Genomic DNA, 24814 nt, shown 5'->3' on the forward strand with positions numbered 1-24814 from the left:
GGTGTTGCTAATCCAGCCCGGCGGATCATTCAACCTCCCCCCGGCGATCAAGATCGAGTTTCCTGCGGTCCCGCTTGGTGGGGCGAGAATTGCCTTCCAGACGGCGCACAGGCGGAACATCCATCGCGGTTTTCGGCTCTGGCGGGGACAGATCTTCGTAGAGCGCCTGCGCCTCGGGTGCCGGGCCGCGCCGCTCGCCCAGTGCAAGGACGCGGATCACGCGAATGTCACGGGCCTGCGGGAAGGTCAGCACGTCGCCGGGCACAACCGCATGGGCCGGTTTCGAAACCGGGTTGCCGTTGACCCGGCAGGAACCGCCGACCGCCACCTTGGCCGCCAGCGATCTGGTCTTGAAGAAACGCGCCTGCCACAGCCACTTGTCCAGTCGCAGGCGCGTCGCGGGCTCGCTCAAGAGCGGTCCTTCAGCCCCATCAGCGCTGCCGCGAAGGGGTTGTCCGGGTCGATCTGCTTTTCCTTGCGGGGCGGGCGCGACTCGAAGTTCTTCGGTCCGCGATCCCGGTCGCCTTTCGGCCCCTTGCCGCCCTTGCCCTTCGGACCCTTGCCCTTGCCGCCACCGCCGGAGCGGTCGCCGCGCGGACGGTCGCCGCCAGCGGCATCCCGGCGCGGCTTGCCGCCGCCTGCGCCCCGGCGCTGACCGCCACGGTTGTTGCCGCGGTTGCCACCCCAGGTGAAGGTATAGAAGACCTCGGTCTCGGCGCCCGCAAGCGCCTCGTCCGGCGCGGTGCCGGGCAGGATCTCTTCTTCCGGCGTCTCCGCCACCACCGCCTCGTTCGAGGCCGCGTCCGTCACCTCGGCAGGCTCGGCAGAGACCGGCGCCTCGCCCTCGTCTTCCGTGGCGGCCACGGGTTCGGCCACGTCGGCGGGTGTGGGCGTCTCTTCGGCACCGGGTTCCAGCGCGGGCGCGGTCTCGGCGGCGACGTCCATCACCGGCGTGTCCTCGGGCAGCTGCGTGGCCGCGCCCGCGACCTGTTCGCCGGTCTCGGGCTGAACCACCGCATCGGCGGGTTTCACCTTGGTGCGCTCACCCTGCTCGGCGCGATAGCCCAGGCCGCCCATCAGGTCGGCGAACTGTTCCAGCGTCATGCCGGTGATCGACAGCATGTCGGCCTTGGCCTCGAAGCCCGCGCGCGAATCCTCGGCCCGCAGCATGTCGGCCAGACGCTCCAGCATGTCGATGCGGATCGAGCGCTGCCCGGCCTTGCGGTATCCCGCCAGCGTGTAATGCTGGTCCGGCACGTCCTGCACGTTGGGCACGGTGACGAGGCCCGGAGGCGGCGCCTCGGGGAAGATGTCCAGCCCGTTGGCCAGCGACCACAGCACCAGCCGCAGCCGGGTCGGTGCGGGCTTCAGCAGGAGCGGCATGAAGATCGTGTACTGGCCAAACCGCACGCCGTGCTTGCGCAGCGCGCCGCGCGCGTCCTGGTCCAGCGCCTTGACGTCATCGGCGACCTCGGCCCGCGGGATCACGCCCATGGCCTCGACCAGACGGAAGGCAAAGCCCCGCGCCAGGCCGGTCAGCGCCTCGTCGTCGCGCATCTTGACCAGCGGCTCGAACAGCGCGGCGATCTTGCGATCCATGAAGTGCTGCAACCGGCGCTCGACCTTCTGCGCCACATCCGGCCCGGCCTCGTCGTCGACAAAGGCCACGACGCGCGGCTTCAGCGGGTCGTCGCCCTTGGCCAGCTTGCCGACCGCCTGATCGCCCCACATCAACCCGCCCTGTTCGGTATAGTCGATCTCGGTATCGGGCGCGTTGTAGAAGCGGTCCGCGCGCAGGTGGAAATGCGGCGTCAAAGCCTGCACCGAGGCCTGACGCAAGGTCTTGGCCTCCTGCCCGGTCGCGTCCTTGTCCTGACGGAACCGGAATCCCTCGAGCCGACCGACAAATTGCCCTTCGACGGTGACTTCACCCTGATCGTTTACCTCGGCCAAGAGGGCCTCCTTCTGTTTCAACCGGCGAAGCAGAACGCTGGTCCGCCGGTCTACAAATCTTTGCGTCAGAGCCGCGTGAAGCGCATCCGACAGGCTGTCTTCTACAGCGCGCGTGGCGTCGCGCCAATGGTCTTCATCCTGAACCCAACCGCGCCGTTGCGCCACATAGGTCCATGTGCGGATATACGCCAGCCGTTTCGACAATGTGTCAATATCGCCGTCGGTCCGGTCGATCCGCTTCACCTGCCGTGCAAGGAAATCGTCGGGGACATGCCCCACCTGATGCAGATGTCCGAAAATAACGCCAAGCAGCGACGCATGTTCCGCGTTCGAGATGCCGCGGAAGTCCGGGATGCGGCAGACGTCCCACAAGAGCTTGACCGAGGCCGGGTCAGAGGCCCGCGCCATGACCTCTGTTTCGCCGGACAGCGCCCGGAGCGCCCGCAGGTCGTCGGCCTCGCGCGCCTTGGACAGGCGGTCATCCGCCGGCGAAGCGTCCAGCGACGTCTCGAGCGCGGCAATGGAGCCGAAGCGCAGGTCGGCATTGCGCCAGTTCAGCTTCTTCAGCGGCGTGAAGGAATGGCTGGTGATGGCCTCGACCCACTCGTCGGGAATCGGTCCGGCCTCGCCGGTGACGCCGAAGGTGCCGTGGCTCATGCCCCGCCCCGCCCGGCCCGCGATCTGCGCCAGCTCGTTGGGTTGCAGGGGCCGCATCCGCCGCCCGTCGAACTTGGTCAGCGAGGAAAAGGCGACGTGGTCGATATCGAGGTTCAGCCCCATGCCGATGGCATCGGTCGCCACGAGGTAATCCACCTCGCCGTTCTGGTACAACTCCACCTGCGCGTTGCGCGTCCGGGGGCTGAGCGCCCCCATGACCACCGCCGCGCCGCCCTTCTGGCGTTTCAGCAGTTCCGCGATGGCATAGACGTTGTCGATGGAAAAGCCGACGATGGCCGTGCGCGCGGGCAGGCGGCTGATCTTCTTCGACCCCGCGTAGACCAGCTGCGACATGCGTTCGCGCCGCACGAACTCCACCCCCGGCACCAGCCCGGCGATCGGCCCGCGCATGGTGTCGGAACCAAGGAACAGCGTCTCATGCGTGCCGCGCATGCGCAGCAGGCGGTCGGTGAAGACATGGCCGCGCTCGGGATCGGCACAAAGCTGGATCTCGTCGATGGCGACGAAATCGGCACCCATGCCCTCTGGCATCGCCTCGACGGTGCAGACCCAGTATTGGGTGCGCGGCGGCACGATGCGTTCCTCGCCGGTGACCAGCGCCACCACCGAGGGCCCGCGCGCCGCGACGATGCGGTCATAGACCTCGCGGGCGAGCAACCGCAGGGGCAGCCCGATGACGCCGGTCCGATAGCCCAGCATCCGCTCGATCGCGTAGTGGGTCTTGCCTGTATTGGTCGGGCCAAGAACGGCCGCGATCCGAGAATGCTGGGGCATTGCCCGCCTATCCTGCCCCGCTGCCGGGGTATTCCGGGACGCCGACGCTAAAGCGTCACGCCCATGACTTCGCCTTCCAGCCGCTTCATCGCGTTGAGGGTATCCTCGTCGTGCGTACGTAGTTCCAGTACGCGCTGATAGGCGTCATAGGCAAGGGCATGCCGCCCCACCTGCTCGTTGATCGCGCCGACGCCCTTCAGCGCCGCGAAGTGATGCGGGTTCAGCACCAGCACATGTTCCAGCGCATCCATCGCCGGGCCGAACATCTCGGCCTGATAAAAGGCCAGCGCCAGCCCGTGCCAGCCCTCGGCGAAACCCGGCGCGTGGTCGGTCAGCGCGGTGAAGTGTTCCAGCGCGCCCTCGATATTGTCGACGTCCAGCGCGTCGCGGCCGCGTTTCAGCAGCAGGTCCATCGCCGGAGAGCCGCTCTTGGACCATTCGGCCATGATCTGCGATTCCAGACGGCGCGCCGCGCTGTCGTCCTCTGCCTCGGCCAGCCGGGACAACAGCCGCCCTGCGCGGTCCTCCGCCGACGGCGCCTGCGCTGACGCGGCGTAGGGTAGGGAAAACATGACTACGGCCAGAAATGCCGTGGCGGTAGATTTGAAATCCATGGGACCCGTCCTCATAACCTGTTCGTAATGTAGCCGATGCAGGCGGCATTGCCAGAGCACGTTTTTGAGAGAGACCGAGGAAGACAGATGAGCGACACCGTAAGCGCAGCCGTGACCGCGCTGAATGCAAAGATGGCCGGAGACGGCTTTGACGGCACCGCGAAATTCGTGATCGAGGATGAGGGCAGCCTGATCATCGACGAGAACGGCGCACATGCCGGCGACGAAGCCGCCGACGTGACCCTGACCGCCTCGCAGGACACCTTCGAGGCGATCCTGTCCGGCGACCTCGACCCCACCAGCGCCTTCATGTCGGGCAAGTTGGCGGTCGACGGCGACATGTCCGCGGCCATGCGGCTGGCACAGGTCCTGAGCTGATGGCCCTCTCCCCCGCTCCCTTCGACAGCGTCCTCGCCGAGGGTCCGCTGGACAGCCGTGCCTTCTGGGTAACGGCCTCCGACGGGCTGCGCCTGCGCGTGGCCCACTTCCCCGGAGAGGGAGAGCGGGGGACGGTGCTGCTGTTCCCGGGCCGCACCGAATATGTCGAGAAATACGGCCGCACCGCGCGGGTGCTGGCCGAGGCCGGCTATCACACGCTGGCCATCGACTGGCGTGGACAGGGGCTTGCCGACCGGATGCTGGCCGAGCGCCGCACCGGCCATGTGGGCCTCTTCTGCGACTACCAGCGCGACGTGGCCGCCATGGTGGCGCTGGCCGACGAGATGGCGCTGCCGGGGCCGCGCCACATGGTGGGGCATTCCATGGGCGGCTGCATCGGGCTGCGTGCGGCGATGGACGGGCTGGAGGTGGCCTCTTGCGCCTTCACCGGGCCGATGTGGGGCATCCGCATCGCCCAGCCGGTCCGCCCCGCCGCATGGGCCGTCAGCCGCCTGTCGAAATCGGTCGGGCTGGGGCATATGTTCGCGCCGGGCACCGGGGTCGACAGCTATGTCGCCTCGGCGGACTTCGACGGCAACCTGCTGACCACCGACCCGGCGATGTGGGACTACATGCGCCGGCAGGTCATGGCGATCCCGGAGCTGCAACTGGGCGGGCCCTCGCTGCACTGGCTGCACGAGGCGCTGACCGAGATGCGGGATCTGAACCGCCGCGCCTCGCCCGACCTGCCCTGCGTGACCTTCTGCGGCACGCACGAACGCATCGTCGATGTCGACCGCATCCGCAACCGGATGGCGCGCTGGCCCGGCGGGCGGCTGGAGATGGTCGAGGGCGGCGAACACGAGCTGATGATGGAGGCCCCGGCGCTGCGCGACCGGGTGATGGCGGAGATAATCGCGCTGTTCGACTCGGCCTCGGAAACGGTCGCGTTACGCGCCTGACCGCCTGAGAGGCGGCGTTGGAGGGGGCGCCGCCCCCGGCCTGCGGCCTCCCCGAGGGTATTTGGACCAAGAAGAAACCCGGGGCGGTTCTGCCCCTGCGCGCTGGGATGGCGCGTGTCGGGCGGCGCTTTCGGGCTGCCTGTTTCCTGTCGGCGCCCTGCCGGGATTGAAGCGGTCGGGGCGGCGCCTAGTTCCCTGCCATGGCCGACCCCGTTCTGACCTTTACCGAGCGCGGCATCTACTGCCCCGCGGGCGATTTCCACATCGACCCCTGGCGCCCCGTGGACCGGGCGCTGATCACCCATGGCCATGCCGATCACGCGCGGCCCGGCCACGGGCGCTATCTGGCCACCGAGGCGGCCCTGCCAGTCATGCGCCACCGGCTTGGCGCGATCGCGGTCGAGGGGATCCGCTATGGCGATGTACGGCGGATCGGCGGGGCGGAGGTGTCCTTTCATCCGGCGGGCCATCTGCCCGGCTCAGCCCAGATCCGGGTCTCGGTGGGCGGCGTGGTCTGGGTGGTCTCGGGCGATTACAAGACCGCGCAGGACGGTTTCTGCGAGGCCTTCGAGCCGGTGCCCTGCCAGCATTTCGTGACCGAGTGCACCTTTGGCCTGCCGGTCTTCAACTGGCCCGATCAGGCCCGGGTGGCGCGCGAGATCAATGGCTGGTGGGCCGCCAATGCCGCCGAAGGGCGGTTTTCCCTGCTGGGCGCCTATTCGCTGGGCAAGGCGCAGCGGGTCCTGAGCCTGCTGGAGCCCGTCGCCCCGATCCTGACCCATGGCGCCGTCGAGGCCACCAACGCGGTCCTGCGCGATCAGGGCTACGTGCTGCCGCAGACCCTGCAAGTGACGCCCGACTTCGATCCCAAGACCCATGCGGGCGCGCTGGTACTGGCGCCGCCCTCGGCGCTTGGCAGCCCCCGGGCGCGGCGGTTCCGGCCATCGGCAACGGGTTTTGCCTCTGGCTGGATGATGCTGCGGGGCATACGGCGGCGGCGCGCCATGGACCGGGGCTTTGTGCTGTCGGATCACGCCGACTGGTCCGGCCTGCACGAGGCCATCGCCGCAACGGGCGCGGAAAACATATACACGACGCATGGTTACACGGATATCTTCGCGCGGCACCTGAGTGAAGAGGGCTATGCCGCGCAGGTGGTCCCGACGGAGTTCGGCGGTGAAGAGGACGACAGCGCGGAGGATGCCGCGTGAAACGCTTTGCCGCGCTGTTCAACGCCCTCGACCAGACGACGAAAACCTCTGTGAAGACGAGGGCCCTGGCCGAGTATTTCGAGCAGGCGCCGGAGGCGGACAGGCTGTGGTGCGTGGCGCTGTTTTCCGGGCGCCGCCCGCGCCGGGCCATCACCACCACGCAGCTGCGCGCCCTGGCGGCAGAGCGCGCGGGCCTGCCGCTGTGGCTGATCGAGGACTGCCACCCCATCGTCGGCGACCTGGCCGAGACCATCGCCCTTGTCCTGCCCCCGCCGTCGCGCGCATCGGACCACAGTTTGTCCCATTGGATCAACACCCTGCGCGGCCTGCATGACCTGCCGCAGGAGGCGCGGCGCGCACCGATCCTCGACGCCTGGGACCAGCTGGACGACAGCGGGCGGTTCCTGTTCAACAAGCTGATCACCGGCGGCTTTCGCATCGGCGTCAGCCGCAAGCTGATGACCCGCGCGCTGGCCATGGCGACCGGGCAGGACGAGCCGGTACTGGCGCACAAGCTGATGGGCGGCTGGACGCCCGAGACGACCTCCTGGCACGCGCTGATCGAGGCCGAGGACCCGGAAGCCGACGAGAGTCGGCCCTATCCCTTCTGCCTTGCCTACCAGCTGGACACCGAACCCGGGCAGCTGGGGTCCCCGCGGGACTGGCAGGCCGAGTGGAAATGGGACGGCATTCGCGGCCAGCTGCTGCTGCGCGAGGCCGGGCACCACCTGTGGTCGCGCGGCGAGGAATTGATCACCGACCGCTTCCCCGAGTTCGCCCGCGCCGCGGATTTCCTGCCTGCCGGAACCGTTCTGGATGGTGAAATCGTGGCCTGGGACGGTGCCGCCCCGATGCCCTTCAACGCGCTGCAACCGCGCATCGGGCGCAAGACCGTGCCGAAAAAGCTGCTGAAAGAGGCGCCCGTGGTCCTGCTGGCCTATGACCTGCTGGAACACCGGGGCCGCGACCTGCGCGACCGACCCATGGCAGAGCGGCGCGCGTATCTGCAGGCGCTGCTGGCGCCGCTGCCCGAGGACGCGCCCATTCGCCTGTCCCCGGCTCTTGTCTTCGACGACTGGCAGGCCCCGGCGGCGACCCGCGCGACCGCCCGCGCCCAGCGCGCCGAGGGCCTGATGCTGAAGCGCAGGGACTCGCCCTACCTGTCGGGCCGCAAGAAGGGCGACTGGTGGAAGTGGAAGCTGGACCCGCTGACCGTGGACGCGGTGCTGATCTATGCGCAGCAGGGATCGGGGCGGCGCGCCACCCTGTTCACCGACTTCACCTTCGCGGTGCGCGACGGCAACGGGCTGGTGCCCTTCACCAAGGCATATTCCGGCCTGACCGACGAGGAATTCGCCCGGATCACCGCATGGGTGCGGCGCAACACGCTGCAACGCTTCGGCCCGGTGCGGCAGGTCAAGCCAGAGCATGTCTTCGAGATCGCCTTCGAGGGCATCCACGAAAGCCCGCGCCACAAGTCCGGCATCGCGCTGCGCTTTCCCCGCATGGCGCGCTGGCGTCACGACAAGGCGGTGGACGAGGCCAATACGCTGGACGACCTGCGCCAGATCCTGAGGCAATACGCCTGAGCGCCTTCCTGCCACAGCCCCGCGCCATCTGCGCGCTGTCCGGTTTTTCGGGCTAGGCAATGCTGCGGCTGCATGAAACCCTGTCGTCCGCACTTACGAAAGACCGGACCACCATGACCCGCCGCCTGCCCTCACTTCTGCTTGCCCTCCTGGCCCCCGTCCCCGCCCTTGCGCAGGGGCTTTCCTTCGACGGCACCGTGGGCCTTGGGGCCACCGGCACCGAGGGCACGCGGGGCGTGGGCATGGTCGATGTCACCCTGACGGTGCCGCTGTCGCGCCGGATCCCGCTGAGCTTCGAGGCGGGCACCTACATGGTGGTGCTGGAGGGCAAGCGCCCGCATGAAACCTATGCCGCCTTCGCCTGGGACGACCGTTTCCGGATCGGCGTGGTGCGGCCCGCCTATGACAGCGTCCTGCCCTCGGTCTTCGAGCGCGCGGCGCCCTTCCTTGCCTACGAGCGGATCGAATACGCGCGATCCCATGCCACGGTCGAGGCGATGCGGGCGACCGCCGTGCCCTTCGGCATCTCGGCGCAGGGCACAGAGGGCGCGCTGCGCTGGATGGTCTCGGCCCACAAGGACGACAAGGGCGGCTTCGACGCGGCCTCTGTCGCGGCCTCCTATCAGGGCACGGGCTGGCAGATCGCCGCGGCGGTCGAGGGCGTCTGGGAACACGGCGGGCCCGACCGGGTGGATGCCAAGCTGGGCGCGCGGGTCGCGCTTGGACCGCAGGTCGAGGCCGGCCTGACGCTGCTGTCGCCCGACGGCAACGACCGCGACGACGCGCTGGCCTTCGACATGACCTGGACCGCGACGGAGGCCCTGAGCCTCATGGCCTTCGGAGAGACCGTGCGCGGCGGCGGGGACGACGCCTGGGGCTGGCGGGAGAGTACCGCTTTCGGCCCCGGACCAGCGTGATCGTCGCGGGCACCGATGGCGATGCGGCGGGCGCAGCCTGGCACCTGACGCTGGCCCACCGCTTCTGACAGGGCACGACGGCCAGGCCGCCCGCTCTGCCACGGCGCGCCTGCGGGGACCGTTCCGGGGCGCTGGCGGGACCGTCGGCCTTCTGCCGCAGACCTGACGCCTTGCCTGGCCCAGCCTGTCCGGTCTCACGGGGCAGAGCCGGAAGGCGCGAGGCCCCGGGCCATCCATCCCGGGGCAAGCGGCGCGTCCGACAGGGCGGCCTTGCGCGCCGGGGCCACGCCCACCCGGCGCCGCACGCCCCCCTCTTTCTGCGGGAACCGGGCCAAAAGTATCGGCCCCGCGCTTGCCCTGCCCGCCCTGCGGCCCCTATGTCAGGGGAAACGACAGAAAGAGGCCGACATGCGCTATACTCCGACCCTCACCCGCGACGCCAATGCCTCTGCCGGGGGCAAGAACCTCGGCGACCTGCCGGAATGGGACCTGAGCGACCTCTACACCGCGCCCGACGCGCCGGAACTGAAGCGCGATCTCGACTGGCTCGAAGACGCCTGCCGCAGCTTCGCCGCCGACTACGAGGGCAAGCTGGACAGCCTGAGCGCGGGCGAATTCCTGACGCTGGTGCAGCGCAACGAGAAGATCGGTGCCATCGCGGGCCGCATCATGTCCTTCGCGGGCCTGCGCTATTACCAGATGACCATGGATGCCGAGCGCGCCAAGTTCCTCTCCGACTGCCAGGAAAAGATCACCAATTACACCACGCCGCTGGTCTTCTTCTCGCTGGAGATCAACCGCCTGCCCGAAGACCACTACGCCGACCTCTTCGCCGCCAATGACGAGCTGGCCCGCTACAAGCCCGCCTTCGACCGCCAGCGCGCGATGAAGCCCTACCAGCTGTCCGACGAGCTGGAGAAGTTCCTGCACGACCTCGGCGTCGTCGGTGACGCATGGGAGCGGCTGTTCGACGAGACCATCGCCGGGCTGACCTTCGAGGTCGACGGCGAAGAGCTGAACATCGAGTCGACGCTGAACTTCCTGACAGAGCAGGACCGTAGCAAGCGCGAGGCCGCCGCGCGCGAACTGGCCCGCGTCTTTGCCGCCAACATCCGCACCTTCGCCCGCGTCCACAACACGCAGGCGAAAGAGAAGGAAGTGCTGGACCGCTGGCGCGGCATGCCCTCGCCGCAGATGGGCCGCCACCTGTCCAACGACGTGGAACCCGAGGTCGTCGAGGCCCTGCGCAACGCGGTGGTCAAGGCCTACCCGCGCCTCTCGCACCGCTACTACGAGCTGAAGCGCAAGTGGCTGGGTCTCGACCGCATGCAGGTCTGGGACCGCAACGCGCCGCTGCCGATGGAAGTCACCCGCACGGTGTCCTGGGACGAGGCCCGCGAGACGGTGATGAACGCCTATTCCGCCTTCGACCCGCGCATGGGCGAGCTGGCCCAGCCCTTCTTCGACAAGGGCTGGATCGACGCCCCGGTGAAGCCCGGCAAGGCCCCCGGCGCCTTCGCCCACCCCACGGTCACCGACGTGCACCCCTACGTGATGCTGAACTATCTCGGCAAACCGCGCGACGTGATGACGCTGGCGCATGAGCTGGGCCACGGCGTCCACCAGGTGCTGGCCGCCGGTCAGGGCGAGATGCTGTCCTCCACCCCGCTGACGCTGGCCGAGACGGCGAGCGTTTTCGGCGAGATGCTGACCTTCCAGCGCATGCTGGAGAACGCCAAGGACGACAAGGAGCGCAAGGTCCTTCTGGCGGGCAAGGTCGAGGACATGATCAACACGGTCGTGCGCCAGATCGCCTTCTACGACTTCGAGTGCAAGCTGCACGACGCCCGGCGAGGCGGCGAGCTGACGCCCGACGACATCAACGCGCTGTGGATGTCGGTGCAGGCGGAAAGCCTGGGCGAGGCCTTCGACTTCATGGAAGGCTACGAGACCTTCTGGGCCTATATCCCGCACTTCGTGCACTCGCCCTTCTACGTCTACGCCTATGCCTTCGGCGACGGTTTGGTGAACGCCCTCTACGCCGCCTATCAGGAAAGCCCCGAAGGCTTTCAGGACAAGTACTTCGACATGCTGAAGGCGGGCGGGTCGAAGCACCACAAGGCGCTTCTGGAACCCTTCGGGCTGGACGCGACCGACCCGACCTTCTGGGACAAGGGCCTGTCGATGATCGAAGGCTTCATCGACCAGCTGGAAGCCATGGAGGAGTGAGCAGCCCGCTCACCCTTGCGCGGATCCTCGAAGCGGCGGAGCGTGTCAGACGCTCCCCGCGCTACTACAATATCGTGAAGTACACCCGTCGCCTCGCGGTGCTGGAGGTGGAGGGAGAGCTCGAATTCGTATCCGCCGGTTTCCTGACAGCGGAACTCGACACGCCCGGGTACGCCGAGAGGCATAAGAAGCACAGCCCCGGGCAGGAGGGGCCGCTCCTCACCCGGGAAAGCGACCTTCTGGCTGCTGGTCTACGAGAGATCGACCCCGACCACCCCGACTTTCCCGAGTGGCTCGACACATATCTTTCCGAGACCGCGGCCCGGTTCAGGCTTGACGCCAAATGGCGCCGCACCCGCGTTCACCAAGGCCGGGATCGGGACTTCGTCTTCTTCGTTCCGGCCTGTTCTTTGCGTAGGGTCCGGACCGCCCCCGGTCACTCCTGCCTCTGCCCCCTACTCCATCGCCAGCCGCGTCTCGACCACGCCCAGAATCTCGACACAGGTGGCGGGGTCGACCGCCGAGGACAGGCTTGGCTTGCGGCAAAGCTCACCCGTAAAAGCCAGTTCGACCTCGCCCATGCTGCCGTGGATATCGAAGCGGACAATCTCGACCTGCGCCGGACGGGACGCCCCCACGCTGGTCCAGTACGGCCCGCCCAGCCCCTCGGGTGTATGCAGGATATCGACCGAAAGCGGCTCTGCCCCGGGACTGTACCAGCCGGCGAAGCGGACCGTGACCGCCATACCGTCGGCGCCCGCGAACCGCGGCGCGTCATAGCCCTGGATCTGCAACTCGGCGAGCCATTGGCTCTGCCGAAACCCTGCCGTGACGATCCGCCCGCCCGGCCTGTCGAGGGCATGGATGCGCCATTCATGCGGGACGCCGTCCAGCCGTGCGGTCATCACGCCCAGTTCCTCGGCCCCGCCCGGGGAAGCGACCGCTGAAATCACCAAGGCGATACAGTCGAACCGCCGCGCCATTCCGCACCTCCCCGTCAGGGCCGAAAGGGGCTCCGGGCATCTGCGCCGCCTCGCTCGAACCGCAGGTTACGCCGCGCCGGTCCTCCGGCTTTACAGGCATCACGCCTCATCGGGTCCGTACCGTCAATATCCCAAACCGGGGCAAGGGGCCCCCGACACCGCTTATTCCTGACGCAGCCGCCTCAGGACACCGGCGCGCACCGCCTCGGGGTGGATGATGCCCAGTTGCGCCGGGATCTTCGGCAGCCCCAGCACCCGGGCAATGGCAAAGCGGTTGCGCCCGCCGCCAGAGCGCAGCACCTCGCCGTCCCGGGCGATGTGGACATAGATGCCGTCGTATTCGCGCCGCAGGTGTCCGGGCAATTCGCTGCGCGGGCGCAGCCTGCCGGTCCTCTGCGCCTCTTCATAGACCCGGTCGAGATCCTCGTAGCGGGCCATGATCTCTTCCAGCGTGCGGGCGCCCTCGGAAATCCCCTTCTCGGCGATCTTTTCCAGATGATAGTCCACGATCCCGGTTTCCGCCCAGCTCATCCCCCGGACAAAGTGATCGTGGATGACCCGGGCCGCCCGCGTTTCGGGCAGCGGTGCGCGCGACAGATCCCAATCCCCGCCGCGCACCATGCCGCTGTGCCTGCGCCGGAACATGGACTTGCCCACGGTGCCGTCCGTCACATGGATATAGCGCACATCGCAGGGCGCCACGTAGATCCGCTCGTCGCTGCGCGGCGCCCCCGGACCAAAGCGCGCCCGGTTCCAGACGTCGCGCAAGACCTTCTGCGGCACACCGGCGGCAAGCCTGCGCCCTAGCGTCGTTCTGGGTTGATCCGGGTGGGGCATGGCACTTCTTCGATCAGGGAGGCGGGGCGGCACTCCGGCCCCGGGCGTCTCGGGCCAAGGATCAAATCCGCAGCGGCCTGTCAACGCCATGGGGGCCTGCCCCTGCGCCGCAGGGGCCAGCACCCCGAAGGCCTGAACGGGCCAGACAGGCGCCCCTGCGCGCCCCCGCGCAAGGCCTTACTTCAGCTGGCTGTCCTTCGATCCGCGCCGATTGAAGCCCGCCTTCGCGCGGAACACCCCGTCACGCTCGGAGGCGCAGTCGACGCATAGCTTTACCCCCGGCAGCGCCACACGCCGCTTCTCGGGGATTTCCTCGCCGCATTCGGCGCATTCGCGGAAGCTTTCGCCCGAAGGCCCCCTGCGCGCCTTCATGCGCTCCAGCTCCTCGGCAATCGAGGCCTCGATCTGTTCGCTGACCGCGCCGTCGCGGCTCCATCCGCCTGCCATGGCCAAACCCTCCTTTTCCGTCACCATACGACACTTTGAAACCAAAACGCAGAATGCCACGTATCCGTCTCAAAGAAAGGTCCGATCCATGCTGCGCATCCTGCTTCTTACCCTTCCGCTGGCCACCGCGATCCAGGCCGCGGAACCCTTTACCTTCACCAGCATCGACGGCGGCACGCTGGACCTCGCAGAGTGGCAGGGCCAGCCGGTGCTGGTGGTCAACACCGCCTCGCGCTGCGGTTTCACTCCGCAATACGATGGGTTGCAGACGCTTTATGACAGGTATCGCGACCGGGGCCTTGTGGTCCTTGCGGTGCCCTCGGACGATTTCCGGCAGGAACTCGACAGTGCCGAGGCGGTGAAGGACTACTGCGAGACGACCTTCGGCCTGACCCTGCCGATGACCGATATCACCCATGTCCGGGGCAGCGAGGCGCATCCCTTCTACGCCTGGGTCCGGCAGACCGAAGGCTTCGAACCCGCGTGGAATTTCAACAAGATCCTCATCGGCCCCGACGGCGCGGTGCTTGCGACATGGGGCGCGACGACGCGGCCCCTGTCATCCGCCGTCACCGGCGCGGTGGAGGCCGCGCTGGACTAGGGGCATGGCTAGCGGATGGGCCGATGGCCCTCTCCGGCAGAAGAGGGGCACGGGGCGCGCAGCCGCCAGACGCGGCCTCAGGCCTTCAGCAGCGCATAAAGCTGGTCCTTCAGCCCGGCCCGCTCTTTCCGCAGGGCCTCTTCGGCGAGATCGTCCATCGGCTCGACCCGGGTTTCGGCGCGGTGGATGCGGCGGTTGACCGCGTGATACGTCTCGGACAGCCGCGCGAAATGCGCATCGGTCTGCTTCAGGGCGCTCATCCGGGCGGCGTGCTCGGGGAATTCCTCGGCCAGTTCATGCGGCACATGCGACATTGCGGGTCTCCTTTGGTTCCTCTGTCGAAGGCACCCTGACAGAGCCCGGGACGCCGCACCTTGACCCGCATCAAACCCGCAGCCATGCGGGCGCACGCGCGCCCATCGCGCGACGGAAAAGAGACGCAACCGGCGCGCGCCACACCCGTCCGGTCACCCCCGAGGCGCGGCGCTTTCTGCCTCGGGCCTCGACCGGCAAGCACCGAAGACCCGGCAGAGGAACACCGCCCGGCCCTGCCCGCCGCGATCTCTTCAACCCGGCATGACAGGGCAATGACAGCTAGCCCGCAGCCCTTACCGCTGTGCCGTCTGCCATGCGGGATGCAGCCAGGGCTCTGCGTTGTCGGGCGGCAGGCGGCGGCCCAGAACATGGTCGGCGATCTTCTCGCCCACCATGATCGAGGGCGCGTTGAGGTTGCCGTTGGTGATGCGCGGGAACAGCGAACTGTCGGCCACGCGCAGCCCCTCGACGCCGATCACCCGACCCTCGGGATCGACGACCGAGCGCGGATCGTCCACAGCCCCCATCCGGCAGGTGCCGCAGGGGTGATAGGCGCTTTCGGCGTGTTCGCGGATCACCGCATCCAGCGCCTCGTCCGACTGCGCCTCGGCGCCCGGCTGCAACTCCTTGCCGCGATAGGGAGCGAAGGCGGGCTGGGCGAAGATCTCGCGCGTCAGGCGGATCGCGGTGCGGAAATCCTGCCAGTCCTGCGCCTCGGACATGTAGTTGAAGAGGATGCGCGGGTCGGCGCCCGCCTCAGCGGACCGCAGCGTGACCGACCCCCGCGAGGGCGAGCGCATCGGCCCCACATGCGCCTGAAAGCCGTGGCCCTCGGGCGCGACCCGGCCATCGTAGCGGACCGCGATCGGCAGGAAGTGGTATTGCAGGTCCGGGTAGTCGATCCCGGCGCGCGACCGGATGAAACCCGCGCTTTCGAACTGGTTCGAGGCCCCCGGCCCCTTCCGCGCCAGAAGCCACTGCGCCCCGACCCAGTGCCTTGCCCGCAAGGTTCCAGTATTTCGCGAGGCTGACGGGCTGAGTCGCGGCCATCTGGACGTAAAGTTCAAGGTGGTCCTGAAGGTTCTGCCCCACCCCGGGCCGGTCCGCGACCACCGCGATGCCATGCTCTGCCAGATGCGCCGCCGGACCGATGCCCGAGAGCATCAGCAGCTTGGGCGAGTTGATCGCGCTGGCACTGACGATGACCTCGCGGGCGGCGCGGATGACCTCGACCCGGTCGCCGCGCGCGACCTCGACCCCCACGGCGCGGCCCTCTTCGATGACGAGACGGCGGGCGAAGGCGCGCGTGACCTCTGCCCCCATGGCCTGCGCCGGGCGCAGGTAGGCCTTGGCCGCCGACCAGCGTTCGCCTTTCCAGACGGTCATGTCGAAGGGGCCGAAGCCCTCTTGCCGGTGCCCGTTGTAGTCGCCGGTGATCGGGTAGCCGGCCTGCCTGCCCGCCTCGACGAAGGCCCGCGTCAGGGGATTGTCCCGCGCCCCGCGCGTCACGTGCAAGGGCCCTCCCTGCCCGCGCCACGCCGGATCGCCGCCATGACCGCCGTCGTACCAGTCCTCCATGCGCTTGAAATAGGGCAGCACATCGGCAAAGCCCCAGCCCGCGCAGCCCTCGTCGCGCCAGTGGTCGTAGTCGCGGGCATGGCCGCGCACGTAGATCATGCCATTGATCGAGGACGACCCGCCCAGCACCTTGCCGCGCGGACAGGCAAGGCGGCGGTTGCCCAGATGCGGTTCCGGTTCGGTCTGGAAGCCCCAGTCGTAGCGCCGCATGTTCATCGGGTAGCTGAGCGCGCCGGGCATATTGATGAAGGGCCCCCGGTCGGAGCCGCCGTGTTCGATCACCAGCACCGAGCGCCCGGCCTCGGCCAGCCGGTAGGCCATGGCACAGCCCGCGCTGCCCGCGCCGATGACGATGTAGTCGGGCCGGGTCATGGGCGCCCCGCACGGGTCGGATGCTGCGTCCGTGGCTGGCGGCAGATGCCTCCGGCGGGGATATTTCCGGACAGAAGAAACGCGGGGTGCGCCTCATTTCGGGCCCGGGACGCGCTGGGGTGAGCGGGGGCCGGGTCGTGCGGCGTGGGGGTGCGGAGGGGGCGGCCATCAGAAGGGTGCCTCGACGTCGCCCATGCGCACGTAGACGCTTTTGAGCTGGCTGTAGTGCTCGATCGCGGCCCTTGCGTTCTCGCGCCCCACGCCGGAGCGTTTGGCGCCGCCGAAGGGCAGTTCGACCGGCGCGTCGTTGTAGGAGTTGATGAAGCAGGACCCGGCCTGCAGCTGGCCGATGACCCGGTGCGCGCGGGCGAAATCCGTCGTGAAAACCCCGGCGGAGAGGCCGAAGTCGGTGGCATTGGCGCGGGCGATGACCTCGTCCTCGGTCTCGAAGTCGAGCACCGCCATGACCGGGCCGAAGATTTCCTCCTGCGCGATGGTCATGGTGTCGGTGACATCGGCGAAGACCGTGGGTTCGACAAAGAAGCCGGGGCCATCTGGGGCCGCGCCGCCGGTCACGAGGCGGGCGCCCTCGGCCCGGCCCTCGGCGATGTAACCCATGACCTTCTCGCGCTGCGCCTGCGAGACCAGCGGGCCGAAGTTCGTGGCCTCATCCATCGGGTCGCCGAGGATCGCGCCCTTCAGCCGTTCGGCGAGGCGCGTCAGGAAGCGCTCCTTGATACCCGTCTGCACGAAGACCCGGGTGCCGTTCGAGCAGACCTGCCCGGAGGAATAGAAGTTGCCGAGGATCGCGCCGCCGACGGCGTTTTCCACATCCGCATCGTCGAAGACCAGCAGGGGCGATTTGCCGCCCAGTTCCATCGTGACATGCTTGATGCCCTCGGCGGCGGCTGCGTAGACCCGCCGCCCCGTCGGCACCGAGCCGGTCAGCGAGACCTTCTCGACCCGCGGGTCGGTGACCAGCGCGCCGCCCACGGCGCCCGCCCCCTGCACCACGTTGTAGAGCCCGGCGGGCAGGCCCGCCTCGTGCAGGATCTCGGCCACCTTCAGGGCACAGAGCGGCGTCACCTCGGAGGGTTTGAAGATCATCGCATTGCCGCAGGCCAGCGCCGGCGCGCCCTTCCAGCAGGCGATCTGGGTCGGGTAATTCCACGCCCCGATGCCGACGCACAGCCCCAGCGGCTCGCGCACGGTATAGCCCCAGTTCTCGCCCAGCTGGACGTGTTCGCCGGTCAGGCTCGCCGCCAGCCCGCCGAAGTATTCCAGCGCGTCGGCGCCCGAGGTGGCATCGGCCACCAGCGTTTCCTGCAGCGGCTTGCCGGTGTCCCGGGTTTCCAGCACCGACAAGTCGCGGTTGCGATCGCGCATCAGGTCGGCGGCGCGGCGCAGGATGCGGCCCCGCTCCGTGCCCGGCACGCGCGCCCAGTCCGCCTGCGCCCGCAGCGCCGAGGTCACCGCCTGCTCGATCACCGCCGGGGTCGCCGCGTGCAGGCGGGCGATCACCGCGCCGGTGGCGGGGTGGATCACCTCGATTTGCTCTCCGGCGCTGTCCTCGACATAGGCGCCGTCGATGAAGTGGCTGGCTTTGGGTTGCGTGTCATAGGCCATTGCAAAACCTCGAGGTCAAAGCCCCCGGACCGCCCCGAAGGGGCCTCGTCTTCGGAGGACGGGGTGGGTGGGCGGGCGGCCTACGAAGACGAGGCCGCAGGCGCGCCCGGTCATTCGCCGCGCGGGAACCGTTTGTTCTCTTCCAGCACGTTCAGGTCCATGTGGTTGCGCATGTAGCGTTCCGAGGCCGCGCGCAGGGGTTGGAAATCCCACGGGTAATAGCCGCCCTGCCGGAGCGCCTCGTAGACCACCCAGCGCCGGGCCTGGCTTTGCCGCACCTCGGCGTCGAAGCGCTCCAGGTCCCAGCGCGCGGCGGCCTTGACGCGGAACCCTTCCAGCACCGATTTCGCCGCCGGGTCATCGGCACGGTTCTCCAGCTCGTGCGGATCGGCCTCGAGGTCGAACAATTGCTCCGGGTCCAGCGCGCAGTTGGTGTATTTCCACCGGCCCTCGCGCAGGCAGACCAGCGGCGAGTAGCTGGCCTCTGCCGCGTATTCCATCGCCACCGGCGTCTTGCGCGCGGCGCCGTACATCAGGGGCACCAGCGACTCGCCCTCGGTCCATGGCATGACCTCGGACATGTCCACGCCCGCCAGCGCACAAAGCGTCGGGCAGATGTCGATGTTGGACACCGGGTCGGTCACCCGCCCCCCTGCCCGCCGGGCGTGGCGATCATCATGGGCACCCGGGCCGAACCCTCGTAGAAGCACATCTTGAACCACAGCCCGCGCTCGCCCAGCATGTCGCCGTGGTCGCTGACGAAAACCACGACGGCCTCCTGCCGGGTGTCCTCGAGCGTCTGCAAGAGCGTGCCGATGTGGTCGTCGAGATACGAGATATTGGCGAAGTAAGCGCGCCGCGACCGCTGGATATCCTCTTCGGTGATATCGAAGTTGCGCCAGTCGTTGGCATCGAAGATCCGCTGCGCATGCGGGTCGTGATCCTCGTAGGCCATGGCCGGAACCTGCGGCAGCAGATGCGCGCAATCCTCGTAAAGATCCCAGTATTTCTTCCGCGCCACATAGGGGTCGTGGGGGTGGGTGAAGGACACGGTCAGGCACCAGGGCCGCGCATCCAGACCCCGCGCGAGGTCATAGAGCTTCATCCTGGCGTGATGCGCGACCTCGTCGTCGTATTCCATCTGGTTCGAGATCTCGGCCACACCCGCGCCCGTCACCGAGCCCATATTGTGGTACCACCAGTCGATCCGCTCGCCGGGCTTGCGATAGTCCGGTGTCCAGCCGAAATCGGCGGGGTAGATGTCGGTGGTCAGCCGCTCCTCGAAGCCGTGCAGCTGGTCGGGGCCGACGAAATGCATCTTGCCCGAGAGCGCCGTCTGGTAGCCCGCCCGGCGCAGGTGATGCGCATAGGTGGGAATGTCCGAGGCGAACTCGGCGGCATTGTCGTAGACCCGGCTGACGCTGGGCAGTTGCCCCGACATGAAAGAGGCCCGCCCCGGCGCGCACAGCGGCGAGGCCGTGTAGGCATTGGCGAAGCGCGTCGCCCGCGCCGCCAGCGCCTTCAGGTTCGGCGCGTGCAGCCAGTCGGCGGGGCCGTCCGGGAACAGCGTCCCGTTCAGCTGGTCGACCATCAGGATCAGGATATTCGGCTGGCTCATCGCGTCCCCATCATCGCATAGGCGCTGGCCAGCACCTCTTCCGCGCCCCCTCCAACGCCCCGCCCCGAGAGCGCCGCGCGCAGGTAGACACCGTCGATCAGGGCGCCCAGATGCTCGGCCACCGGCCCGGGCCGGTCGGTGCGCCCGCGCAACGCATCCACGAGGTTCGACCGCAGCCGCCGCTGGTAGATCCGCAGCAGCCGCGCCGCTTCCAGATCGCTGAGCGAGAGCACGTAGAAGGTCAGCCAGGCCGAAACCGTCGCGGGCCGGAAACAGCTTTCTGCAAAGCTCGCGTCGATGATCGCCTCCAGCCGCCGGCCCTCTTCGGCCCCGGCCGGGCGCGCCGCACCTCTTGCCCGTATTCGGTCAGCACGTGCCGCATCGCGGCCAGGAAGATCTGCGCCTTGCCGCCAAAGTAGTGATGGGCCAGCGCGCTGGACATGCCGGCACGGCGCGCGATCTGGCCGACCGTGACATCAAGCGTCCCGGCCTCGCCGATCTCGGCCACGGCGGCTTCCATAAGGGCCGCCCTGCGAAGAGGTTCCTGTCCAATCTTGGGCATGACGGCAAACTGCCGTTTATTGACTGGTGCGTCAATCAAAATCACCAGTCTGTCACCGCCATCTGTCTGCCGGGCAAACGGCCCCCGAGGCAGCGGCACGGGCGCATCGGTCCGGCCCGGCGAAAACGGCGCGCTCCGCTGTCGGATCAGGCTTGGAGCAGAGCCTGTCGCGCCCATAAGCGACCCGCGAAGGGTTTATCCCCTCTTGGCGTGTGGTGCAGCCTCGATCCCTGACAGATCCTCGGTGAGGCCAGCTTGTGCAACCGGTCCCCCGCTTGCCAGCCGGGCCCTCGGGCGACCCCGCCCCCTGGCCATGGCATCCGGCCCATGACCCGGGTGCCCTGCCCGCCTTTCCGACGGGCCGATCCGGACCCCGCCGGGCCCGGCCTCAGATGGAAAAGACGCCCAGGACCTCGTTCTTCGGCAGGCGCGCCACTTCGACGCCACCCTCGGTCCGGCGCAGGTTGTAGCCGTAGCCCCGCATCCGGAACCGCCACTCCGCCTCCGACAGCACCTTCTGCCGCTCGGCCAGCAGGAAGCTTTCCACCTCCCTCATATCCCCGGTCACTGTGCTTTCCGTAAACATCCGTCCCTCCTGCGTCGCACTCTGACTTCCGTTGGGTCAATGAATGCCCGCCAAATGCGGCGCCGCTTGGGCGCCACCGGGGATTTTTCACGAGGCGCGGACAATGCCGGGCGAAATCAGAGCTTCGTTTCCGGCACCGCCGGGGTCACGGCTTTCTTCAACCGCGCCTCGCGCCAGGTGATGAAGACCACGGCGCCGACAATCAGCGAGCCGCCCCCGATCACCCAGAAATCCGGCGGCTCGGCGAAGAAGACCCAGCCCACCAGCACCGACCAGACCAGTTGCAGGAAGGTGACCGGCTGCGTCACCGACACCGGGGCGGCAGCGAAGGCCAGCGTCATGGTGTAATGCCCGGCGGTCGCGAAACTGGCCACGCCAAACAGCACCAGCAGCTCCCAGCCGGTCGGCCAGACCCAGACCGCCAGCGCCAGCGGCGCCAGCCCGACGGTCACCGTGATCGACAGAAGCGCCACGACCACGGCGGCGCTGACCTGCCCCGAGAGGATCTTGGCCAGCAGGTAGGAGCCGGCGAAGAACAGCGCCGTGCCCAGCATGGCGATGTGGCCGGGGTCGAGCTCGCGGAACCCGGGCCGCAGGATCAGCAAGGCGCCGAGCAGCGCCGCGACAATGGCAAGGATGCGGCGAAAGGCCAGCGTCTCGCCCGGGAAGAACACCGCGAGGATCGTCACATAGACCGGGTTGAGGTAGTTCATCGCCGTGACCTCGGCGATGGGCAGGCGCGTCATGGCGAAGAACCACAGCACCACGCCCGCCGTATGCAACAGGCCACGCAGGCCGAACAGCTGCCACTGCCGCCCCGACAGCCGCAGGCGGGACAGGCTGCGCGCCATGGGCAGCAGGAAGACGAGGCCCAAAAGGTAGCGCAGGAAGGCGGATTCGGCGGCGGGGATGCGCTCGCCCAGGAGCTTCACCAAAGCCGTGACAGCAACGAAGCACAGCCCCGTGACCGCCATCCAGAAGATGCCCTGCGCCGGGCGCGCCGTCATGTCCATGGGCCTCAGGCTTAGCGGATATCCGGGCAGGCGCAAGCGGCGGGGGCGCCGAATTCTTGCAAAGAATTCGTGGCGGTTTCTTTCTAAGAAACCGGCCTCACCCCAAGAGCAGCCCCGCCGCGATCAGCCACATGGTCACTCCGATGCCCGCGTCCAGCACGCGCCACGCCCCCGGACGCTCAAAGACCGGCGCCAGCAACCGCGCGCCGAAGCCCAGTGCGAAGAAGAAGCTGAACGAGGCTGTAACCGCCCCGATGCCGAAACCCAGGGGCCAGGCGGCCTCGCCCGAGACCGCGCCCAGCAGCAGCACCGTGTCGAGGTAGACATGCGGGTTCAGCCAGGTCAGGGCGAGGCAGGTCAGAAGCGCCGCCCGCAGGCTGCCCACCCCCTGCCCGCCGTCATCGCCGCGCCGCCGCGCCAGGCCGACCACAGGCTGCGCAGCCCGTAGGCGATCAGGAAGGCCGCCCCCGCCAGCCGCATCGCGCCCTCCAGCCAGGGCGCCGCGCGCACCAGCGCACCCATGCCGGCCACGCCGCCCGCGATCAGAAGCGCGTCGCTCAGGGCGCAGACCAGGACCACCGGCAGCACATGTTCGCCGCGCAGCCCCTGCCGCAGGACAAAGGCGTTCTGCGATCCGATCGCCACGATCAGGCTCAGCCCCAGCGCGTAGCCCGCGAAGACACTCTGCATCACCGCTCTCTCCCTCTTTCGGACCGGACTACGGTGACACCAGGGGTAAGCCAAGTTAATCTGCCTGCATCTGCATAAGGACAGCTAAGGATGCGCCTCGACCCCGCCCAGCTTGCCGCCCTCGAGGCGGTCCTGCGTCTTGGCAGCTTCGAGGAAGCCGCCGCCGCGCTTGGTGTCACCCCCTCGGCAATCTCGCAGCGCATCCGCGCGCTGGAGGACCGCACCGGGACGCCGCTGGTGATCCGCACCAGCCCCGCCAAGGCCACCGCGCTTGGCGCCCGCCTGGCCCGGCATGCCCGCGAGCAGGCGCTGCTGGATGCGGCGCTTGCGGATGAGCTGCACCAGGCCCGCGCCGCCGCCCGCGTCCGCATCGTGCTGAATGCCGATTCGCTGGATACATGGGCCCTGCCCGCGCTGGCGGACGCAGACCTGCTGTACGAGATCGTGGTCGAGGACGAATCCATCTCGGCGGAGCGGCTGCGGCGCGGCGAGGTCTCTGCCGTCGTCACCACGCAGGCAAACCCGGTTCAGGGCTGCGACGTGATCGCATTGGGCGCGATGCGCTACCGGGCCACCTGCGCCCCCGCCTTCCACGACAGGCACTTCGCGCGGGGCCTCGACGCCACGGCGCTGGCGCAGGCGCCCATGCTGGATTTCTCGGGGCACGACCGCCACCAGCGGGCCTGGATCACCGCGCTCACCGGGCAGCCGCTGTCGCCGCCCGCGCATCTGCTGCCCTCGACCCACGGCTTCGTCACGGCGGCGAAACTGGGGCTGGGCTGGGGCCTGAACCCGGCGCCGCTGGTGGATGCAGAGATCACGGCGGGCCGCCTGCGCGACATGGCGCCCGACCGCCCCTTCGACGTGCCGCTGTACTGGCAGTTGCGCAGCCTCGTCGCCCCCGCGCTACGGCCCCTGACACGGGCCATGGTGCGGGCCGCGAAGCGCGGATTGGTGCAACAGGCGGGACCGGACGGCCCCTAGGGGCCCCGGGGCCGCCCTTGTCGAGGTCGCGCACGTCCCCGGCCCGGCACCCGGATGGGCCGGGCCACCGCCTGTCGCGGCAGCCCCCGCCCGCTTCGGTCCGGGTCTCGCGGCCCAGAAAGACCGGATGGCCCGTCAGAGGCTTTCCAGCTGCTCCATGACCTCGTCCGAGGCCTCGAAGTTGGTGGTGACGCGCTGCACGTCGTCGTCCTCTTCCAGCGCGTCGACCAGCTTCATCAGGGTCTTCATGCCGTCGAGATCCAGTTCCGTCGTGGTGGTCGGCTTCCAGATCAGCTTGGTCGACTCGGATTCGCCCAGGGCCGTCTCAAGCGCCGAGGACACCTCGTTCAGGTCGGTGTCGGCACAGTAGACCGTGTGGCCCTCTTCCGAGGATTCCACGTCCTCGGCCCCGGCCTCGATCGCCGCCATCATGACGTCGTCCGCGTCCCCCACCGAGGCGGGATAGACGATCTCGCCCTTGCGCTCGAACATGAAGCCGACGGACCCGGTCTCGCCAAGGTTGCCGCCGTTCTTGGTGAAGGTCGAGCGCACGGTCGAGGCGGTCCGGTTGCGGTTGTCGGTCATTGCCTCGACGATCACCGCCACGCCGTTCGGGCCGTAGCCCTCGTAGCGGATTTCCTCGTAATCCTCGCCCTCGCCGCCGATGGCCTTCTTGATGGCGCGCTCGATATTGTCCTTGGGCATCGACTGGCCCTTGGCCTCTTTCACCGCCAGACGCAGGCGCGGGTTCTTTTCCGGATCCGGGTCGCCCATCTTCGCCGCGATGGTGATTTCCTTGGACAGTTTCGAAAAGACCTTGGCGCGCAACTTGTCCTGTCGGCCCTTGCGGTGCTGAATGTTTGCCCATTTGGAATGGCCGGCCATGTACTCGCCTCATATCGGTTTGTGATGTATGGGCGCCTCTATACGGGAGGACGCCCCCCTTGCCAAGACGCGTGGCGCGGGCGCGTCGCGGCGGCAAGCCCGCCTTCGTTGCCCGTTTCCTGCGTCTGCCTCCGCTCCGAAGCTTGAGCCAGTGGCGCCGAAGGCCGCGCCGTCCATGACCGGGGCCCGGGGCGGGCTGTGGCGGGGCGCCAGTATCGCATCCGCCGGAACCGCGCGACGCGGCCCGGGGCGCTGGCCCGGCGCGACAAGACCGGTGCGATCCTCGGCGGCGGCCCGGGCTGCGGGCCGGTCCCGGCCCAGACCAGCCACTCAAGACCCAGATCCAAACCGCCCGCCCGTCGCCGATCCCCCGGATCGCCGCGAACGACCGGCCCGCCATGGGCTACGGCAT

19 protein-coding genes and 4 pseudogenes are annotated in these 24814 nt (G+C 68.6%); 8 read left to right on the forward strand and 15 right to left on the reverse strand.

What is annotated here, in order from left to right:
• Positions 1-25: 25 nt before the first annotated feature.
• From ABFB10_RS03045 to ABFB10_RS03055, 3 genes are read right to left on the reverse strand one after another with little or no spacing between them, the layout of a single operon-like run.
• A complete protein-coding gene (locus ABFB10_RS03045; RefSeq protein ID WP_347165338.1) occupies positions 26-412 on the reverse strand; it encodes an RNA-binding S4 domain-containing protein in 387 nt (128 codons plus the stop codon).
• On the reverse strand, positions 409-3405 hold the full coding sequence (locus tag ABFB10_RS03050; RefSeq protein WP_347165339.1) for a helicase-related protein: 2997 nt from the start codon (positions 3403-3405) through the stop codon (positions 409-411). Before ABFB10_RS03050 ends, ABFB10_RS03045 begins: the two co-directional genes overlap by 4 nt.
• A 47-nt stretch (positions 3406-3452) precedes the next feature.
• The gene (locus tag ABFB10_RS03055; RefSeq protein ID WP_347165341.1) at positions 3453-4019 is read right to left on the reverse strand and encodes a tetratricopeptide repeat protein; all 567 of its coding nucleotides are present in this window, start codon (positions 4017-4019) and stop codon (positions 3453-3455) included.
• A gap of 87 nt (positions 4020-4106) precedes the next feature.
• On the opposite strand from ABFB10_RS03055, the gene ABFB10_RS03060 reads away from it, so the two are divergent.
• The 6 genes from ABFB10_RS03060 (at position 4107) to ABFB10_RS03085 (ending at position 11305) form a co-directional block, all read left to right on the forward strand.
• Entirely contained in the window at positions 4107-4397 is a 291-nt protein-coding gene (locus ABFB10_RS03060; protein WP_206564434.1) for an SCP2 sterol-binding domain-containing protein, read from the forward strand.
• Positions 4397-5359, forward strand: coding sequence for an alpha/beta hydrolase (locus ABFB10_RS03065; RefSeq protein ID WP_347165343.1), 963 nt, complete (start codon positions 4397-4399; stop codon positions 5357-5359). The genes ABFB10_RS03060 and ABFB10_RS03065 overlap by 1 nt, the downstream gene beginning before the upstream one ends.
• 200 nt (positions 5360-5559) lie before the next feature.
• Positions 5560-6570: a ligase-associated DNA damage response exonuclease gene (locus ABFB10_RS03070; RefSeq protein ID WP_347165344.1), complete on the forward strand. Its 1011-nt coding sequence runs from the start codon at positions 5560-5562 to the stop codon at positions 6568-6570.
• On the forward strand, positions 6567-8159 hold the full coding sequence (locus ABFB10_RS03075) for an ATP-dependent DNA ligase (RefSeq protein ID WP_347165346.1): 1593 nt from the start codon (positions 6567-6569) through the stop codon (positions 8157-8159). The genes ABFB10_RS03070 and ABFB10_RS03075 overlap by 4 nt, the downstream gene beginning before the upstream one ends.
• A 59-nt stretch (positions 8160-8218) precedes the next feature.
• Positions 8219-9076 carry a hypothetical protein gene (locus tag ABFB10_RS03080; RefSeq protein ID WP_347165347.1) on the forward strand — a complete coding sequence of 286 codons (858 nt, stop codon included), beginning with the start codon at positions 8219-8221 and terminating at the stop codon, positions 9074-9076.
• A 408-nt stretch (positions 9077-9484) separates the two neighbouring features.
• Positions 9485-11305 carry a M3 family oligoendopeptidase gene (locus ABFB10_RS03085; RefSeq protein WP_347165348.1) on the forward strand — a complete coding sequence of 607 codons (1821 nt, stop codon included), beginning with the start codon at positions 9485-9487 and terminating at the stop codon, positions 11303-11305.
• 455 nt (positions 11306-11760) lie between these two features.
• On the opposite strand, the gene ABFB10_RS03090 is transcribed toward ABFB10_RS03085, so the two are convergent.
• The 3 genes from ABFB10_RS03090 to ABFB10_RS03100 all read right to left on the reverse strand — a co-directional run bounded on the left by ABFB10_RS03090 (position 11761) and on the right by ABFB10_RS03100 (position 13572).
• Positions 11761-12288: a hypothetical protein gene (locus ABFB10_RS03090; RefSeq protein ID WP_347165349.1), complete on the reverse strand. Its 528-nt coding sequence runs from the start codon at positions 12286-12288 to the stop codon at positions 11761-11763.
• 162 nt (positions 12289-12450) lie between these two features.
• Positions 12451-13125, reverse strand: a complete 675-nt coding sequence (locus ABFB10_RS03095; protein ID WP_347165351.1) for a hypothetical protein — start codon at positions 13123-13125, stop codon at positions 12451-12453.
• Between the two features lie 177 nt (positions 13126-13302).
• On the reverse strand, positions 13303-13572 hold the full coding sequence (locus ABFB10_RS03100; RefSeq protein ID WP_347165352.1) for a DksA/TraR family C4-type zinc finger protein: 270 nt from the start codon (positions 13570-13572) through the stop codon (positions 13303-13305).
• 88 nt (positions 13573-13660) lie between these two features.
• Here ABFB10_RS03100 and ABFB10_RS03105 point away from each other — a divergent pair, with 88 nt between their 5' ends.
• Positions 13661-14173, forward strand: coding sequence for a glutathione peroxidase (locus ABFB10_RS03105; RefSeq protein ID WP_347165353.1), 513 nt, complete (start codon positions 13661-13663; stop codon positions 14171-14173).
• A gap of 77 nt (positions 14174-14250) precedes the next feature.
• Here the strand turns inward: ABFB10_RS03105 and ABFB10_RS03110 are convergent, their stop codons facing one another.
• The 8 genes and pseudogenes from ABFB10_RS03110 to ABFB10_RS03145 all read right to left on the reverse strand — a co-directional run bounded on the left by ABFB10_RS03110 (position 14251) and on the right by ABFB10_RS03145 (position 22533).
• Positions 14251-14487 (reverse strand): HP1242/YdcH family protein, encoded by a 237-nt coding sequence (locus tag ABFB10_RS03110; protein WP_347165354.1) that lies wholly within the window; start codon positions 14485-14487, stop codon positions 14251-14253.
• A 294-nt stretch (positions 14488-14781) separates the two neighbouring features.
• Positions 14782-16438 (reverse strand): annotated as a pseudogene (gene betA / locus ABFB10_RS03115) (choline dehydrogenase).
• A gap of 168 nt (positions 16439-16606) precedes the next feature.
• Positions 16607-18064, reverse strand: a complete 1458-nt coding sequence (gene betB, locus ABFB10_RS03120; RefSeq protein WP_347165355.1) for a betaine-aldehyde dehydrogenase — start codon at positions 18062-18064, stop codon at positions 16607-16609.
• 110 nt (positions 18065-18174) lie between these two features.
• A pseudogene (gene betC / locus ABFB10_RS03125) lies at positions 18175-19682 on the reverse strand (choline-sulfatase).
• Positions 19679-20244, reverse strand: a pseudogene (gene betI, locus ABFB10_RS03130) (transcriptional regulator BetI). Before betI ends, betC begins: the two co-directional pseudogenes overlap by 4 nt.
• Positions 20245-20632: 388 nt before the next feature.
• Positions 20633-20830, reverse strand: a complete 198-nt coding sequence (locus ABFB10_RS03135) for a hypothetical protein (RefSeq protein ID WP_347165356.1) — start codon at positions 20828-20830, stop codon at positions 20633-20635.
• Between the two features lie 116 nt (positions 20831-20946).
• Entirely contained in the window at positions 20947-21843 is an 897-nt protein-coding gene (locus ABFB10_RS03140) for a DMT family transporter (protein ID WP_347165357.1), read from the reverse strand.
• Between the two features lie 97 nt (positions 21844-21940).
• Positions 21941-22533: pseudogene (locus ABFB10_RS03145) on the reverse strand (LysE/ArgO family amino acid transporter).
• Positions 22534-22623: 90 nt separating this feature from the next.
• Between ABFB10_RS03145 and ABFB10_RS03150 the strand changes: the two are divergent.
• Positions 22624-23517 (forward strand): LysR family transcriptional regulator ArgP, encoded by an 894-nt coding sequence (locus tag ABFB10_RS03150; RefSeq protein ID WP_347165358.1) that lies wholly within the window; start codon positions 22624-22626, stop codon positions 23515-23517.
• A gap of 135 nt (positions 23518-23652) precedes the next feature.
• On the opposite strand, the gene ABFB10_RS03155 is transcribed toward ABFB10_RS03150, so the two are convergent.
• The gene (locus ABFB10_RS03155; protein ID WP_347165359.1) at positions 23653-24402 is read right to left on the reverse strand and encodes a YebC/PmpR family DNA-binding transcriptional regulator; all 750 of its coding nucleotides are present in this window, start codon (positions 24400-24402) and stop codon (positions 23653-23655) included.
• Between the last annotated feature and the right edge of the window lie 412 nt (positions 24403-24814).

The sequence above is a fragment of the Ponticoccus litoralis genome (assembly GCF_039769985.1).
In the GTDB taxonomy this organism is placed as follows: Bacteria; Pseudomonadota; Alphaproteobacteria; order Rhodobacterales; family Rhodobacteraceae; genus Ponticoccus; species Ponticoccus litoralis.